This is a genomic window from Fictibacillus phosphorivorans (assembly GCF_001629705.1).
GTDB classification, from domain to species: Bacteria; Bacillota; Bacilli; order Bacillales; family Fictibacillaceae; genus Fictibacillus; species Fictibacillus phosphorivorans_A.
Map to the genome: position 1 here is coordinate 3,007,075 of NZ_CP015378.1, position 16,261 is coordinate 3,023,335.

Below are 16,261 nucleotides of genomic sequence, written 5' to 3' on the forward strand. Positions count from 1 at the left end.
TAAACGGACAAGAAGGCAAAGTGCGCCTTCCTAGCCCATTAAACTTTTGCTGGTCGGGGCTGAACGAGCCACTTTCACATTTCAGACTGACCGCTTGTCCCGCAGGAGTCTCGCACCTTTCACTCCAATCAACGGTCAAAGAAGAGTATACAAACAGACTTGAAAGCAAAAATCGTTTAGAAAACAGCCTCATATGATTTACAATGTTGATTCTGTCAGAAACTAGTAATTCTACCTTCTTTTTATGAAGTAAAACTGTCCTGATTGCATCTTTTGGAAGAGTTTTGCTTTCATCCACAACTTCACTGGCTTTCTTAGGGGAGGAATCAGTAAGAAGAAACCTAGAATGTCGGTTAAAAATCCAGGTGCTAAGAGTAATGCCCCACCGACTAGGATACATGCGCCATCAAGAACTGCCTCTCCTGGCATCTGACCGCTCTCCATCTGCATCTTCACCCGTTGCAGAGTCTGTAGCCCCTCTTTTTTGGCTAGATAAGCACCTAATATACCCGTGAAAAATATTCCAGCAATCGTCGCAGGAATGCCTATATATTGTCCAGCCAATATAAAGAGTCCTACCTCTATGGCAGGAATAAGAATAAAGATCGGTAATAGCTTACGAAACACTTAAACCACCGCTTTCGTTAAACATGTAATAAGGATCAAGCCTATTCCATTTTTTACGAATCAAAAAAGAGAAGGTTTCACCCTTCTCTTTTTCGTATCATTAGATAACGTTCTTTCTTCCATCATAGATATATCCAACAGAAGCATCGATTGTGATCTCTTGTCCATCTTTAAAGATATCAGTTGCATTTTGCAAACCAACGATAACCGGAATACTTAGCGATACTCCACATACAGCAGCATGGCTTGTTAATCCGCCTTCTTCTGTAATAACAGCAGATGCTTTTTCAAATGCACCAATCATATCACGGTCCGTCCCTACCGTTACTAGAATTGCACCTTCAGTCATCTTATCCATCGCTTCTTGAGCTGTTTTAGCTACAACTACTTTTCCTGAAGCAGATGATTGTCCGATTCCTTGAGCTTTAGCAAGCACATCACCAATGATGTGGACCTTCATTAAGTTTGTAGATCCAGATTCACCTACTGGTACACCTGCCGTGATCACAACAAGGTTTCCGTGTTGAACAGCTTCTGCTTTAAGCGCTGAATCAATTGCAATTTGGAACATTTCATCTGTTGTTCCAGCTTTTTCACCTTTAACTGGTGTTACTCCCCAAACAAGTGCAAGCTTACGGCAAACATCTTCGTTGCTTGTTACTGCGATGATAGGAGCTTTTGGACGATATTTTGAAATCATGCGAGCTGTTTGACCTTTTTCAGTAGCAGTAATAACTGCATCTGCATCTAGGTTAAGAGCTGTAAAGGAAACAGATTGAGAGATCGCATCTGTAATTGTCGTTTTGCTCTCTTTGCTTCTTGAAGATAATAATGTTTTATAGTTCAACGAGCTTTCTGCACGGCTTGCAATCTTATGCATGGTAAGAACCGCTTCAACTGGATAAGTACCAGCAGCTGTTTCACCTGATAGCATGATTGCATCAGTTCCGTCAAAGATCGCGTTTGCTACGTCACTCGCTTCAGCACGCGTTGGGCGCGGGTTACGTTGCATAGAATCTAACATTTGAGTTGCCGTAATAACTGGTTTTCCAAGCTCGTTACACTTCTTGATCAACATTTTTTGAACAAGAGGTACTTCTTCTGCTGGAATCTCAACACCTAGGTCTCCACGTGCTACCATCAGACCATCAGAAACAGCAAGAATCTCATCGATATTGTCTACACCCTCTTGGTTCTCGATCTTCGGGATGATTTGAATATGGTTTGCATTATGTCGGTCTAGGATCTCACGAATTTCAAGAACATCTGTTGCACGACGTACGAATGAAGCGGCAATAAAATCAACACCTTGTTCAATACCAAACTCGATATCTTTTGCATCTTTGTCTGTGATACCAGGAAGTTTCACGCTTACGTTAGGTACGTTTACACCTTTTTTGTTCTTTAATGTACCGGAGTTTAAGATTTTTGTAGTCAATTCTTTTTCGCCGATCGCTGTTACTTCAAGTTCGATCAGTCCGTCATCAAGAAGGATTCTTGATCCTACATGTACGTCTTCAACAAGACCTGGGTATGTTACAGAAATCTTTTTGTCGTTACCCACTACTTCTTCCATAGAAACGATCAATTCGTTCCCAGCTACAAGTTCTGCAACTCCACCTTCTAATGTTTGAGTGCGGATTTCAGGTCCCTTCGTATCTAAAAGGATCGCAACTGTTTTTCCAAGCTCTTTAGATGCTTCACGAATGTTGATGATTCGTTGACCATGCTCATCAAAATCACCGTGGGAGAAATTAAGGCGGGAAACGTTCATCCCAGCATTCATTAATTCTTTTAACTTATCAATACTTTCGCTTGCCGGTCCTATCGTACAAACGATTTTTGTTTTGCGCATCATGTAAATGGCCTCCTGGTTTTCTTTTTTCGCAGAAAGGCATCGTAAGGTTTCTGCAGTCAAACTGCAGCCGTACGATGCATTAAGCAGATTATATAGATAATTCTTGTGATAATTTATACATTTGCTTATCTATTGAATGTTTTCTAGATAATACTTCTGTAATGTCATAATCAACAAGTTTGTTATTTTCAATACCTACTGTCCGTCCAGCTTTACCTTCTAATAAGAGTTCAACCGCTTGCGCACCAAGACGGCTTGCTAGTACACGGTCAAAAGCTGTAGGGGAACCACCACGTTGAATGTGACCCAGAACAGTAACCCTTGTTTCGAAGTCTGAAAGCCTTTCGATCTCTTTAGCAACATCAACGCCGCTTCCACAACCTTCAGCGACAATAATGATACTGTGTTTCTTTCCACGCTCGTGTCCTCGCTGTAGCTTTTGAACGACTTGATCCATCTTGTGATCTTCTTCAGGAATGAGGATCGTCTCAGCACCATCTGCAAGTCCAGCCCATAGAGCTAAGTCACCAGCGTCACGTCCCATTACTTCAATGATATAAGTACGCTCATGTGAGGTAGCCGTGTCACGGATCTTATCGATTGCATCGATAATCGTATTTAATGCTGTATCAAAACCAATCGTGAAATCTGTACCCGGGATGTCATTATCAATCGTTCCAGGAACACCAATCGTTGGATAACCTTGTTCAGACAATTTCTTAGCACCTTGAAAAGATCCGTCCCCACCAATAACAACTAATCCTTCGATACCGAATTTCTTTAACTGTTCGATACCTTTTTGTTGTCCTTCTGGTGTTTTGAACTCTAAACAACGTGCCGAATGAAGCATTGTGCCTCCACGATGTATAATATCCCCAACAGATCCTAATTCTAGTTTTTTAATATTCCCCGAAATTAGTCCTGCATAACCATTGTATATCCCATAAACTTCTAAGTCATGGTAGATTCCTTTTCGAACAACTGCCCGAATCGCAGCGTTCATGCCTGGTGAATCGCCACCACTTGTTAGAACTCCTATCCGCTTCATGAAACCTTTCACCTCTCTAGTTCTCTCGTCTTATTAAAATATCATGTTCAAATGTTGAACACAATAGACAACAATAGGCAAAAAAATGCGCCTTTCTACAAGCAGAAAGGCACATTCCCTATTTAACAACAATGGAATCGTTTACAAACCCAAATTGTCCGATTTTTTTATATTTTTCATAGCGTTGATTTATGAGCTCTTCTTCAGACAACGAGAGTAAAGAATTTAATGAAGTTTCCAAAACCTGGTCGATCAATTCCGCTTGATGTTTCGCGTCTTTATGTGCTCCACCCTTCACTTCTTCAATGATCTCATCAATAATTCCTAACTCTTTTAAGTCTGGGGCAGTAATTCTCATAGATTCTGCTGCTTTTTTTGCCATGGAAGCGTCTTTCCAAAGAATGGCGGCTGCGCCTTCTGGAGAGATAACAGAATAAGTTGAGTTCTCGAGCATGTGTACGTAATTTCCCACACCTAACGCTAATGCTCCACCGCTTCCGCCTTCTCCGATCACAACACAAATAACAGGAACAGTTAACCCAGCCATCTCAACTAAATTACGAGCGATCGCTTCACTCTGTCCTCTTTCCTCAGCTGCTTTTCCTGGATATGCTCCCTTTGTATCAATAAAACAGATAATAGGTCTATTAAACTTCTCGGCTTGTTTCATTAAACGCAGTGCCTTGCGATAGCCTTCTGGATGAGGCATACCGAAGTTACGACGAAGATTTTCTTTCGTATCCTTTCCTCTTTGGTGTCCGATGATTGTAATAGGAAGTTCCTTATAAAAAGCTACTCCTCCAACGATCGCTTCATCGTCCCCAAAGAGACGGTCTCCGTGTAATTCAATGAAATCCGTAAAAAGATAGTTAATATAATCAAGGGTAGTTGGGCGTTCAGCATGTCTGGCAATTTGAACACGATCCCATGGCTTCATCTCTGAATACGTACTGTTTTCAAGGTTAGACAATTTTTCTTCTAGCCTCTTGATCTCGTCTGTTAAATCAATATCTTTCTCATCCATAAATGACTTAAGCTCTGCGATTTTTTTCTCCAGTTCGTGTATCGGTCTTTCAAATTCTAGTTCTGCTGCCATGCTTTACACCCTCCCTTCTGTATGAATCTTTACTAACGTACTCAATGTTTTCTTCATTTCACTTCTATGGATGACTCTATCTAACTGCCCGTGTTTTAATAAAAACTCTGCTGTCTGAAAATCATCCGGCAATTCCTGGCGAATCGTTTGTTCTATGATTCTTCTGCCAGCAAACCCGATCAAAGCCTTAGGTTCAGCAAAATTGTAATCACCTACAGATGCGAAACTAGCGGAAACGCCACCAGTTGTCGGGTGTGTCATGATAGAGATAAACAACAACCCTTTGTCACTCAAACGTTTAAGAGCTACACTCGTTTTAGCCATCTGCATCAAGCTTAATACGCCTTCTTGCATTCTAGCTCCGCCTGATGCTGTAAAGATGATAAAAGGTGTTTCTTTATCGATTGCGTGTTCGATCGCACGTGTGATCTTCTCACCTACAACAGAACCCATGCTACCCATTCTAAAGCGAGAATCCATAACGGCTACTGTTACATCGCGGCCATCTAACTGACCGGCACCTGTAACAACAGCTTCGTTTATTTTTGTTTTCTTGCGGTCGCCTTCAAGTTTCTCTACATAATCAGGAAACTCTAAAGGATTTCCAGATATCATGTCTGCATCATATTCTGTAAAGGTTCCTTCATCAATCAGAGTAGCTATTCGTTCTTGTGATGACATTGGATAATGGTATTGACAGCCTTGACAGACAAGCAAGTTTTTTCTTAGCTCTTTTGTTACCATGATGTGCTTGCACTCAGGACATTTACTCATAATTCCTTCTGGAACGTCTTGTTTTACTTTACCAGTTGGTATCGTGGCATATTTTTTCTTTTTTACAAACAATCCTTTAATCATAAATGAATAACACCACCTATTCGATTGCGTTTAGAGCATCGTTTTGTTTTGATAACAAATCCGTTAGCTTCACAGCATCTTTTTGTTGAAGAAGTGTTAAAACTTCCTCACAAAATGCTTGCGACCAATACGAATTTGCTCGTTGCAATGAAGACCCATAACCCGTTAGTTCTACATATAAACGATAAAGAAGATGATTGCCGCATGCTTGAATTACAATTTTTTCAAATTGTTTACAAGCGTTATGAACTTGTTCTTGTTCGTTCGTATCCATCTGTTCTATAAGATGTGTCAGTTTAAGGATGGTGGAAGATCCTGCTCTACGTACAGCAAGCTCTACACAGTCTTTAATAACAATATGCCTTGTTTCCTGAAGATCGTGTCTAGCTTTATTATCATTTAAGATGAACGATGCTAGTACTTCAACGAGCCGGTGTCCAGTTGCTTCACGAATAAATGTACCTTCGCCTCTTCTTGTTTCAATCAGACCAAGAAGCTCTAGAGATCGCAGTGCTTCGCGGACAGATGATCTTCCAACCTTCAAGCGATCACTCAGCTCCCTTTCTGATGGGAGCTTGTCACCCGCTTGAAGACCGTCCTCAACGATTATTGCTTTAATTTGTTTAAGAATTTCTATATATACTTTTTCGGTAGGCTGGACAGACATTCCTCTCTCCTCTACCGGTTTCATTCATCTTTTCCGATAATAGCTAGTTTCTTAGTCTTTTCAGCGATGTCTTCAGGATTCACACGTAGTCTTGCTACGCCTGTTTCCATAGCCGCTGTCGCTACAGCTGCAGCAACAGCAGGTGCTACACGCGGATCGAATGGTGCAGGAATTACATAATCCGCTGTCAATTCTACTGGGTTCACAAGATTTGCGATCGCATGTACCGCTGCAATCTTCATTTCCTCATTGATGTGTGTTGCACGAACATCAAGAGCACCACGGAAAATACCTGGAAAAGCTAACACGTTATTTACTTGGTTAGGGAAATCAGAACGCCCTGTTCCAATGACCATAGCACCTGCTTCACGCGCTTCATGAGGCATGATCTCAGGATTTGGGTTAGCCATAGCAAAGATGATCGGCTCAGGATTCATGGACTCAACCATTGATTTTGTTAAAGCACCTTCTACTGAAACACCTACAAAAACATCTGAACCGCTGATTACATCAGCAAGTGTTCCTTCTTGTTTCGTACGGTTCGTAAAGTTTGCAACTTCTTTTTTCACAGAGTTCATTCCGAATGGACGACCTTCATAGATCGCACCTTTCGTGTCGCACATGATGATATCTTTCACACCAAAACGGTCTAACAATTTAATGATTGCGATTCCAGCTGCTCCAGCTCCGTTCACAACGACTTTAATCTTAGACATTTCACGTCCTGTTAATTTAAGTGCATTCACGAGACCCGCTAGCGTAACAATAGCTGTACCATGCTGATCATCATGGAAGATCGGAATATTCGTTTCTTTCTTTAAACGCTCTTCGACTACGAAACAATTAGGTGCTGCAATATCTTCTAAATTCACACCACCAAAAGTAGGTTCAAGCAATTTCACTGTTTCGACGATCTTGTCCACATCTGTCGTATTCAAGCAGATTGGGAACGCATCAACTCCAGCAAAACTCTTAAAAAGTACTGCTTTTCCTTCCATTACAGGAAGTGCAGCTTCAGGCCCTATATTTCCAAGACCTAATACAGCTGTCCCATCAGAAACAACAGCTACTGTGTTGCCTTTCATCGTATAATCATAGACTTTCGTTTTGTCATCATAAATATCTTTACACGGCTCTGCCACACCAGGAGAATACGCTAAGCTTAAATCTTTCGCGTTACGTACAGGTACCTTTGATTTTGATTCTAATTTCCCTTGATGTGTGCGGTGCATGTGTAGTGCTTCTTCTCTTAATGTAGACATTTTTTCATCTCCTAATGATTTTTAAATTTAAGGTTGATGAGCCAATTAGGAGGTGGTCAGACCACTGTTATTGACTCATCCATTATAACAAAAGTTAACAAGCTGTAAAGGTTTTTAATTTCTTCTAAATACGACATTACCCTCACCAATAACAGATTGCAATTCTAATAACAAATTTTCAGAAACATTTACTTTTTGTGAAATCTGGACCTTTTGTCTATTCTCTTCATAGATCAAAACAACAGGTGTAGATCCTTTTGATTCGTCGAAAATAACCTTCATCGCATTCAGATGCTGAGGTGACTGATGGTCTTTATCTATTTTAATAAAAAGAGTTGGGTGCTCATTCGACTTTAAATCTTGGAGCAGTCTGCATTTCTTCACAAGAATCTGCAGTGTTTCGTTACGATGCTCCACACTTCCCTCAATAAACAATTGTTGTCCTTTCTGAAGTAGGGAATGGTTTGCTTCATAAACTTTCGGAAAAGCTACGGCTTCTATCTCACCACTTTCATCACTGATCGTCAGAAAGGCCATGAGTTCTCCTTTTTTTGTTTTGATCGCACGTACTTTATCTACTAGTACACCTAAACGCACGGATGATTTCTTTTCATTTAACTCATTGATGTGAAGAGCTTTCCAGCTGCTTAAGGTCGTTCGATATCGTTGCAGAGGATGTGAAGAAAGGAAAAAACCGAGAGCTTCTTTTTCAAACTTAAGTTTTTCGCTTTCTTGAAAAGATTGAACCGAAACATAGGAAGGTTTAGGTAGATTAATATCATCATCAAAAAGATACATTTGATTCTTTCGCGAGATTTCCTGAAACTCTTCTCCATATTCAATCGCAGTTTCTAATGAAGCTAGCAACACCGCTCTATCTTGTCCCAATTCATCCAAAGCTCCTGCAAATATTAATGATTCGAGTGTTCTTTTGTTTACAACTTTCTGAGGACAGCGTGAACAGATATCGAACAGATCAAGAAATGTTTCTTTATCGTTCTCTGTCATTAACATCCTTATCGCATTGTAGCCTACGTTTTTTATTGCCAATAAACCAAATGTGATAGAAGATCCATTTGAAATAAAAATTTCGCTGCCCTTTTTTATGGACGGTGGAAGGACAGGAATTCCTCTTTGCTCGGATTCTTTTATATATTGATTCACTTTATCATGATTGCCAATAACACTTGAAAGTAGAGCAGCCATAAAGTAAGCAGGATAGTTTGCTTTTAAAAATGCAAGTTGATAAGCGATCACACTGTATGCAACAGCATGGCTTCTTGGGAATCCATAATCAGCAAAACGCACGATCAAATCGTATAACGCATCAGCGGATTTTTCATCATATCCCTGCTTTAAACACCCGGCAACAAAATGTTGTCGCTCACGCAGCAGAATATCCCTTTTCTTCTTGCCTACTGCTCTTCTCAGCAAATCTGCCTCTCCTAATGTGAAACCAGCGGCTTTTGTTGCAATCTGCATGATCTGTTCTTGATAGACGATCACACCGTAAGTTGATTGTAAGATTGGTTCGAGATCAGGATGCATGTAATGTACAGTCTTCTGACGGTGTTTACCCGCGATATAATCAGGAATGTTCTGCATCGGTCCTGGTCGGTATAGAGCATTGACGGCTACAATATCTTCAAACTCTGTCGGTTTAAGCTGCTGAAGAACTTTTCTCATCCCGTCAGACTCAAGCTGAAACACCCCAGTTGTGTCTCCTTTTGCAAGAAGTTCAAATGTCTTCGTGTCGTTGAATGGAATATCATTTAGACTAATCTTCACATTTTCATTCTCTTCGATCGCCAATAAGATGTTTTCAATGAGCGATAGATTTCGCAAGCCCAAAAAGTCCATCTTCAATAGTCCAGCAGCTTCTAGCCATTCCATACTATATTGTGTAAGAGGTATGCCATCATGACCAGTTTGTAACGGTACTTTTTTTACAAGTGGTGCTCCCGACAAGACTACACCTGCAGCATGGGTTGATGCGTGCCTCGGTAAACCCTCAAGTGTCATCGCGATCTCAACGAGTTTTCTCACATCAGGTTCTGTTTTATAAGCCTGTTGGAGGCCAGCTGATTCTTTCAATGCATTTTCCAACGTGATTCCGGGTCTTGATGGAACATTCTTTGCAGTAAGATCAATAAGTGCTGGAGCAAAATCCATTACTCTGCCCACATCCCTTATCGCCGCTCTTGCAGCTAATGTCCCAAATGTTATGATCTGTGCGACATAATCTGTACCATACTTACGTGCTACATAACTTAGCACTTCATCACGACGATTATCCGGAAAGTCAATATCAATATCCGGCATCGTGATTCGCTCAGGATTTAAGAAGCGTTCGAAGATCAATTGATGATGAATAGGGTCAACATTCGTAATCTTTAGGACATAAGCGACTAGTGAACCTGCTGCAGATCCTCTTCCTGGTCCTGTAATCATCTTTTCGTCGTGTGCAAATTTCATAAAATCCCAAACGATCAAGAAGTAATCTTCAAAGTTCATGTTCTTAATAATGTTAAGTTCGTAGGTTAATCGTTCTTTAATTTCGGGTGTTATCGTTTCGTACCGTTTCAAAAGTCCATCATTGCAAAGCTCAGTCAAATATTCATAGCTGTTCTTATTGTCAGGCACAGGATATTTGGGCAAAGCAATGTTACCAAGATCAAGCTGTAGTGAACATCTTTCTGCCAGTTTGGCTGTTTCATCTAATGCATCTTGCGCATGGGAAAATTGACGTTCTATTTCTGATGGGGATTTAAAATAAAACTCATCGGTCTGCAGTTTAAATCGATCACGATTATTTTTCTTCTCACCTTGCTTGATGCAAAGCAGGATATCATGTGCGTCTGCATCCCCTCTTTTCATATAATACGTTTCATGCATACAAACGAGAGGAATGAGATAATTTCTTGAAAGGTTGTGCAATTGGAGATTTGTAGTTTTCTCTATACCTGTTTCGTGATCTTCTAATCCAAGGTAAAAGCGATCTTCGAAGCACTTTTTATAGAATTGAATCAATCGATCTAATGTTTGGTCGTCAAGGTTTTCACGTGCAAGAAACTGCTGAATCACACCTTCTATTCCTGATGAAACAGCTATTAATCCATCAGCATGATTTGAGATTTCTTCATAAGAAAGAGATGACACTTCTCCGTCCAGCTTTGTCTGCATAAGCGTCGTTAGTTTCAATAAATTTTCATAGCCTTCTACGTTCATTGCATATAAGAGAAGTTTATGGTTTGAACTGATTTTCTCTTTTGTATCTGTTTGATTTCTTCCAACTTCTACTTCCAGACCAATGATAGGTTTGATGCCAGCTTTTAAACATGTTGTATAAAACTTTAGTGCACCATACATATTTGATTTATCTGTTAATGCTAATGATGTATACCCAAGCTCTTTTGCATATTGAACAAGCTCTTCGATTCGACAAGAGCTTTCAAGAAGCGAGTATTCACTATGTATATGCAGTGGGACAAATCCCATACCGTCACTTCCTTTACGCACCTGTTTGCCTTCCATTATAGTACAGAAGTTCGCATGTGTTAATGAAACAGTTTTTAATGGTCGAGTTTCTTATTTCAAGATGTTTTTAAAATGCTTGGAAGCAGTTATTCCCTCTTCAGGTTGCTCGCTTTCCACGGGACGTACGGTCAGCCTCCTGCCGCTATGAGCCATTAGGAATCTCCACCTTGGACTCCAATCAACTTCTCAATGAAAGATAATAAAACACATAAAGCAACAACCCTTAAGGAAACAGCCTTTAATAAAGAAGTTATTTTAAAAATGAAACGAGCATACACTCCACCTATTTTCCATACATTGATTAAGAGGGGAGGTTGTCTCATGGTACGTGAATTTTTTGCGAATATCATATTAGATTTTGCTATAGCTTTCGGTGTATTGTTAGGCGGTGCTTTAATTGGTGGTCTTGCCGCTTTTCTCGTGGGAAAAGCACCAATCTTAGAGATGATGGAACTTGCAAAAAGACTTAAAATATGGGCAATCGTCGCTGCGATCGGCGGTACGTTCGATACGATCACAAACTTTGAGCGAAGTTTTGAAAACGGCGCTACTATAGAGATTTTCAAACAATTAACTTATATTTTTGTTGCGATTGCAGGAGCAAATTCTGCTATGCAATTGATTCAATGGCTCAGTCAGGAGAACATCAACTGATGAGGATCCCCCCGCTATATCAACGAAAAGGCTACCAGCGTTTTTTTGCTGGGATAGCGATCGGATTTATTATCGGCTGGGCGTTTTTTTTAATTCAAGGCGGTTTGGCTCATGAAAGACTGATTGTTAAAATCGAGAAACTGCAGGCAGAAATAAATGATCTAGAAAAAAAGAACGAGATCTTAACTTCAGATGATGAAAAAGCAAATAAAGAACTTGCCAAGAAGTTTAAACTTCATGAAGTGAATGCAAGATTTTCAAATCAAGATTCTTCGAAGTTATCAAACTTAACAAGACTGCACTTAGCAAAAGCTGTCGAAGACGACCTAGAGCATCTTATAGGAGAGGATACAGAAACACTCGCTAAGAGCCACTCCTTACTTGTACAAGCTATTGAAAATAAAACGTACCGACTCAATGACGATGAGCAAGCTTATGAAGTCAAGATTGACCATTTGTATTTATATATGGGAGTTCTTCGAATCTATATTTCAGCAAAAACCAGTGAATGATTATGCATAAATAATGGTCGAAATATTACGTTTTTATGAATCTTTGGGCAAAGAAATGGCAATCCCTCCTTCATTTGTATAAAATATGTGTAAAGAATAATTCAAGAGTGATTATTGGGGGGAAACTACATGATTATCAATCGAAAAGAACTTGCCCGTGAAAAGGTAAAGGAATTACAGAATGGATTTTCTGCTTTTGCAGAAACGAAAGAAGTAGCAGACCTAATCAAGAGAGAGCTTGCAAAACTAAACTTAAAAGTGCATGAAGATGTAACAGATGTCGGCTCTTGGTTTATCCCTGAAAAAGCTAACTAAATACATTTCGTGCTAAAGCATAAAAAGGCCCCCCGATGAGGCCTTTTTATTTGGATTTATATTCTTTACAGAGGTTCCGAAGTTCAGTTAGCACGGACTTCGTTTCATCTTTTGAATATACCGTTGCACCTGATGCCCTCGGATGGCCGCCACCATTAAATTTGGCTGCAATCTTATTGACAACAGGACCCTTCGAACGCAATCTTACTCTGATCTGATCTGGTTCATCCACAAAAAATACCCACGCCAATAAGCCCTCAACATGTGAAAAAGAATTTACTAACAAGGATGCTTCACCGGGAGTAGTACCGAACTCTTTTAATGTATCTTTCGTAAGGTGGATATATCCTACACAATGGTCTACAATCGAAAAGTTTTGAAGAACATATCCGTTCAACCTAACGAGCTTCTCAGATATCTTATATAGATTTTCATGGATTTCTGATGGTGAGAATCCCGTCTCTAATAACGCAGCAGTATGATGATGTGTTTTTTGGGTTGTGTTTGAAAATAAAAAGCGACCCGTGTCACCAATAATACCTGCATAGATCAGTCTTGCTGCATGTTTATCAAGTTTCAGACCAGACGTTGATCCGAAAAGATAAAGATCCATGATCATCTCTGATGTAGAACTTGCTTCCGTATCTACCCAAATTAAATCTCCATAAGGATCTTCATTAGGATGATGATCGATTTTAATAATAAAATCTCCTAATGAATAACGATGATCACTGATTCGAGGTGAGTTTGCGGTATCGCAAATGATAACTAAAGCCCCTTTGTAAACATCATCTTCTATAGCATCCATTGTGTTCAGAAAAGTGAGACCCGCTTCCTCTTCTCCTACAACATACACTTCTTTTTCAGGGTAACTTGCTTTGATGATCGCAGAAAGCCCACCTTGTGATCCGAGCGCATCCGGGTCTGGTCTGACATGTCGATGAATAATTATCTTTTCATACTGTTCAATTCTTTGTAAGATTTGTTCTTTCATAGCAGACTCCTTTTAGATGTCGTTGTGGCAATTATGGTTTTAAACGTTTACAATATAGTGGAGTAAATACGTGGGGGAATTTTCAATGCCTATTTTTATTATCCTAATTATACTTTCTTTTGCTCTTTATGTGTTCTATAAAGTCTCTGAAGTGCGCGCAAAAGAACCATTCTTAAAGCGCTGGACAGGCACAAAAGCAAAAATGGCACTCGGTTCATTCTTAGCTTCTTTCGGTCTGAACGAACTCACTGCTGTTGAAGGACGCGTTCAGCTTTGGGTCGCACTTATCTTTTTAATCTATGGAATTGTTCTGTTAATCATGAATTATAAGATGTACAAGCATTTTCTAACACTTGCACGTGAAGAAGCACAGAAAAATTAAATAAATATGGATAAAAAGTCCCTGCAGGAGGGACTTTTTTTTATGAACGATGATCAAGAAGCTGTGCCATCATCATTGCTTTTCCAACAATCTTTCCGTCATGATGGATCTCCACATCTACTTTTCCAAATTTACGGCTCACTTCAAGCACTCTTGGAATCAGTTCGATATCACTATCAATCTGTACAGGCTTAATGTAATAAAACGTTACATTCTCAACAACGAGGTCGCCTTTTTTGATTTTTCTCAGTGCTTTTCGAGCGGTTTCGGTTACGAGAGTCATTAATACACCGTAAGAAACAGTACCAAGGTGGTTGGTCATCTGTGGTGTAATTCTACAGAAGAACGAAATCTCATTATCCACCTTTTGTTCTTTTAATTCTGTAGTAATTAAATCATCAAAGGTAGCTCCTACTTGGGGCTGCTTTTGCATCATCTGCATCGCTTTTAATACATCTTGTCTCGTTAAAATTCCGATCAGTTTATGAGAAGTTCCGATTACAGGAAGTAGTTCGATTCCTTCCCAGATCATCATATGAGCACATGCTGCAACAGATGTTTTCTCCGTAACGGTTAAAGGTGCACGAGTCATTACTTTTTCAACCTGCGTAGAAACAGGAACACCTATAATATCTTTAGAAGTGACTACACCCGTTACACGATTACCTTGATCTACTACCGGATAACGACTATGCATGGTTTGTTGATTCAACTCGTGCCAACGCTGCACTTTATCATGTTGATAAAGATAATGCGTCTCGTCGATCGGTATTAAAATATCAGATGCTAAAACGATATCCTTCTTGATCAAACGGTCATGAATCGCTTTATTAATCATAGTCGCAACTGTAAAGGTATCATAGCTTGTCGAGATAACTGGAAGTTCAAGATCATCAGCGAGCCGTTTCACTTCTTCCTCTGTATCAAAGCCACCTGTAACTAAGATTGCACTTCCTGCTTTCAGTCCGAGTTCATGGGCGTTCACACGGTTACCAACGATCAATAGACTTCCTGCATCAACATAGCGCATCATCGCTTCAAGTTTCATGGCTCCGATGACAAATTTGTGTAATGTTTTATGAAGACCAGCGCGCCCACCAAGTACTTGTCCTTCAACAATATTGACTACTTCAGCGAACGTTAACTTTTCAATATTACTCTTTGCTTGTCTTTCAATACGTATCGTACCAACACGTTCGATCGTGCTTACGATTCCTTGATTTTCAGCTTCTTTAATCGCTCGGTAAGCTGTTCCTTCACTAACGGTCAGATCTTTTGCTATTTGCCGAACGGAGATTTTTGATCCGACATCAAGGTCCAAAATATGCTGTAGTATTTGTTCATGCTTGGTTAGCATTACATTCACCGTTCCTTCTACCTGTATCTATCTGTTTTTCAACTTTGACTAATACAGATTATACAGGCATTAGGACAGAAACTCAACTTTCCATGTGTATCCTTTTTTTCATTTTTGAATCTGGAGTCACAATCTGCTTTTTAACAGATCTTTTCTCTGCCTTATCTTTCTTAAACAAAAGGTTAACTAAAAGCATACCCGCAAATCCCATCCATGCTACCGAGAAAAGTTGTTGCAGAAAAGGACCGTCAAATGATAGTACAGGTATGGCTACATAAAAAAGCACAAATAACATTAATAATTTTGCCATTTTTTCTTGTCTCATAAAAAACACAACCTCCCTTACTATCATCAATATGCATAGAAAGGGAGGTTAGAATCATTATACGCTTATACTTTCGCCGCTTTTAAGCACTTTTCCTCTGTTTCCAAGTTGGGATGTGAATGAGGTTTCTGGATCCTGTTCAATCACAGGAAACGTATTGTAATGGATTGGGACGGTGATCTCGGCACCGATCCAATCAGCGGCGATTAATGCATCCTCTGGTCCCATTGTAAAATTGTCACCAATAGGCAAGAAAGCAATCTCTGGTTTTGCAAACTCTCCAATTAACTTCATATCTGAGAATAGAGCTGTATCTCCTGCATGGTATAGCGTTTTCCCACCATGTGAGAATAAAATTCCCGCCGGCATTCCGGTATATACGACAGTTCCATCTTCTTGTGAATAACTTGATCCATGAAAGGCTTGAGTGAATTTTACTTTTCCAAAATCAAATGTGCGGCTTCCTCCTATATGCATAGGATGTGCCTCTACTCCGAGTGTTTGTAAGTACTCAGCAAGTTCAAATGGCGCTACGACCAAGCTGTTATTTGCTTTTGCAATCTCAACCGTGTCTCCTACGTGATCATTATGACCGTGTGTTAATAGAATAACATCGGCTTTTACGTCCTTAACTTCGATCTTAGCTTGTCCATTTCCGTTAATAAAGGGGTCAATCCAAATGGAATGTTGATCTGTTTGAATTTCAAGTACAGAATGTCCGTGGTATGTCACTTTCATAATTGCATGTTCCCTCCTCAAATTAAACGCT

16 protein-coding genes are annotated in these 16,261 nt (G+C 39.8%); 4 read left to right on the forward strand and 12 right to left on the reverse strand.

The window, feature by feature from the left end; translation table 11 throughout:
* Nucleotides 1-231: 231 nt before the first annotated feature.
* The 8 genes from ABE65_RS15505 to dnaE form a co-directional block, all read right to left on the reverse strand.
* Nucleotides 232-627 carry an FxsA family protein gene (locus ABE65_RS15505; RefSeq protein ID WP_066396771.1) on the reverse strand — a complete coding sequence of 132 codons (396 nt, stop codon included), beginning with the start codon at nucleotides 625-627 and terminating at the stop codon, nucleotides 232-234.
* Nucleotides 628-727: 100 nt separating this feature from the next.
* Nucleotides 728-2,482, reverse strand: a complete 1,755-nt coding sequence (pyk, locus tag ABE65_RS15510) for a pyruvate kinase (protein WP_066400242.1) — start codon at nucleotides 2,480-2,482, stop codon at nucleotides 728-730.
* A gap of 91 nt (nucleotides 2,483-2,573) precedes the next feature.
* Entirely contained in the window at nucleotides 2,574-3,533 is a 960-nt protein-coding gene (gene pfkA / locus ABE65_RS15515) for a 6-phosphofructokinase (protein ID WP_066396772.1), read from the reverse strand.
* A 118-nt stretch (nucleotides 3,534-3,651) separates the two neighbouring features.
* Nucleotides 3,652-4,629 carry an acetyl-CoA carboxylase carboxyl transferase subunit alpha gene (gene accA, locus ABE65_RS15520; protein ID WP_066396773.1) on the reverse strand — a complete coding sequence of 326 codons (978 nt, stop codon included), beginning with the start codon at nucleotides 4,627-4,629 and terminating at the stop codon, nucleotides 3,652-3,654.
* A gap of 3 nt (nucleotides 4,630-4,632) precedes the next feature.
* Nucleotides 4,633-5,487 (reverse strand): acetyl-CoA carboxylase, carboxyltransferase subunit beta, encoded by an 855-nt coding sequence (gene accD / locus ABE65_RS15525; RefSeq protein ID WP_066396776.1) that lies wholly within the window; start codon nucleotides 5,485-5,487, stop codon nucleotides 4,633-4,635.
* Between the two features lie 16 nt (nucleotides 5,488-5,503).
* Nucleotides 5,504-6,154: a FadR/GntR family transcriptional regulator gene (locus ABE65_RS15530; RefSeq protein WP_197480312.1), complete on the reverse strand. Its 651-nt coding sequence runs from the start codon at nucleotides 6,152-6,154 to the stop codon at nucleotides 5,504-5,506.
* 20 nt (nucleotides 6,155-6,174) lie between these two features.
* A complete protein-coding gene (locus ABE65_RS15535; RefSeq protein WP_066396784.1) occupies nucleotides 6,175-7,416 on the reverse strand; it encodes an NADP-dependent malic enzyme in 1,242 nt (413 codons plus the stop codon).
* Nucleotides 7,417-7,530: 114 nt separating this feature from the next.
* A complete protein-coding gene (gene dnaE, locus ABE65_RS15540; RefSeq protein ID WP_066396786.1) occupies nucleotides 7,531-10,914 on the reverse strand; it encodes a DNA polymerase III subunit alpha in 3,384 nt (1,127 codons plus the stop codon).
* Between the two features lie 360 nt (nucleotides 10,915-11,274).
* Between dnaE and ABE65_RS15545 the strand changes: the two genes are divergently transcribed.
* From ABE65_RS15545 to ABE65_RS15555, 3 genes are all read left to right on the forward strand, one after another.
* Nucleotides 11,275-11,607, forward strand: a complete 333-nt coding sequence (locus ABE65_RS15545; RefSeq protein ID WP_066396792.1) for a YtrH family sporulation protein — start codon at nucleotides 11,275-11,277, stop codon at nucleotides 11,605-11,607.
* Nucleotides 11,607-12,119: a sporulation membrane protein YtrI gene (gene ytrI, locus ABE65_RS15550; protein ID WP_066396794.1), complete on the forward strand. Its 513-nt coding sequence runs from the start codon at nucleotides 11,607-11,609 to the stop codon at nucleotides 12,117-12,119. The genes ABE65_RS15545 and ytrI overlap by 1 nt, the downstream gene beginning before the upstream one ends.
* Before the next feature lie 129 nt (nucleotides 12,120-12,248).
* Nucleotides 12,249-12,434 (forward strand): YtzJ family protein, encoded by a 186-nt coding sequence (locus ABE65_RS15555; RefSeq protein WP_066396796.1) that lies wholly within the window; start codon nucleotides 12,249-12,251, stop codon nucleotides 12,432-12,434.
* Nucleotides 12,435-12,480: 46 nt separating this feature from the next.
* Here ABE65_RS15555 and ABE65_RS15560 read toward each other — a convergent pair whose 3' ends face one another.
* Nucleotides 12,481-13,428: a DHH family phosphoesterase gene (locus ABE65_RS15560; RefSeq protein WP_066396798.1), complete on the reverse strand. Its 948-nt coding sequence runs from the start codon at nucleotides 13,426-13,428 to the stop codon at nucleotides 12,481-12,483.
* Nucleotides 13,429-13,513: 85 nt separating this feature from the next.
* Between ABE65_RS15560 and ABE65_RS15565 the strand changes: the two genes are divergently transcribed.
* The gene (locus ABE65_RS15565; RefSeq protein ID WP_066396800.1) at nucleotides 13,514-13,810 is read left to right on the forward strand and encodes a YtpI family protein; all 297 of its coding nucleotides are present in this window, start codon (nucleotides 13,514-13,516) and stop codon (nucleotides 13,808-13,810) included.
* 40 nt (nucleotides 13,811-13,850) lie between these two features.
* Here ABE65_RS15565 and ABE65_RS15570 read toward each other — a convergent pair whose 3' ends face one another.
* The 3 genes from ABE65_RS15570 to ABE65_RS15580 form a co-directional block, all read right to left on the reverse strand.
* Nucleotides 13,851-15,167, reverse strand: a complete 1,317-nt coding sequence (locus ABE65_RS15570) for a DRTGG domain-containing protein (protein ID WP_066400244.1) — start codon at nucleotides 15,165-15,167, stop codon at nucleotides 13,851-13,853.
* An 82-nt stretch (nucleotides 15,168-15,249) separates the two neighbouring features.
* Entirely contained in the window at nucleotides 15,250-15,492 is a 243-nt protein-coding gene (locus tag ABE65_RS15575; RefSeq protein WP_066396801.1) for a hypothetical protein, read from the reverse strand.
* A 57-nt stretch (nucleotides 15,493-15,549) separates the two neighbouring features.
* Nucleotides 15,550-16,230: a metal-dependent hydrolase gene (locus tag ABE65_RS15580; protein ID WP_066396805.1), complete on the reverse strand. Its 681-nt coding sequence runs from the start codon at nucleotides 16,228-16,230 to the stop codon at nucleotides 15,550-15,552.
* Nucleotides 16,231-16,261: the final 31 nt, after the last annotated feature.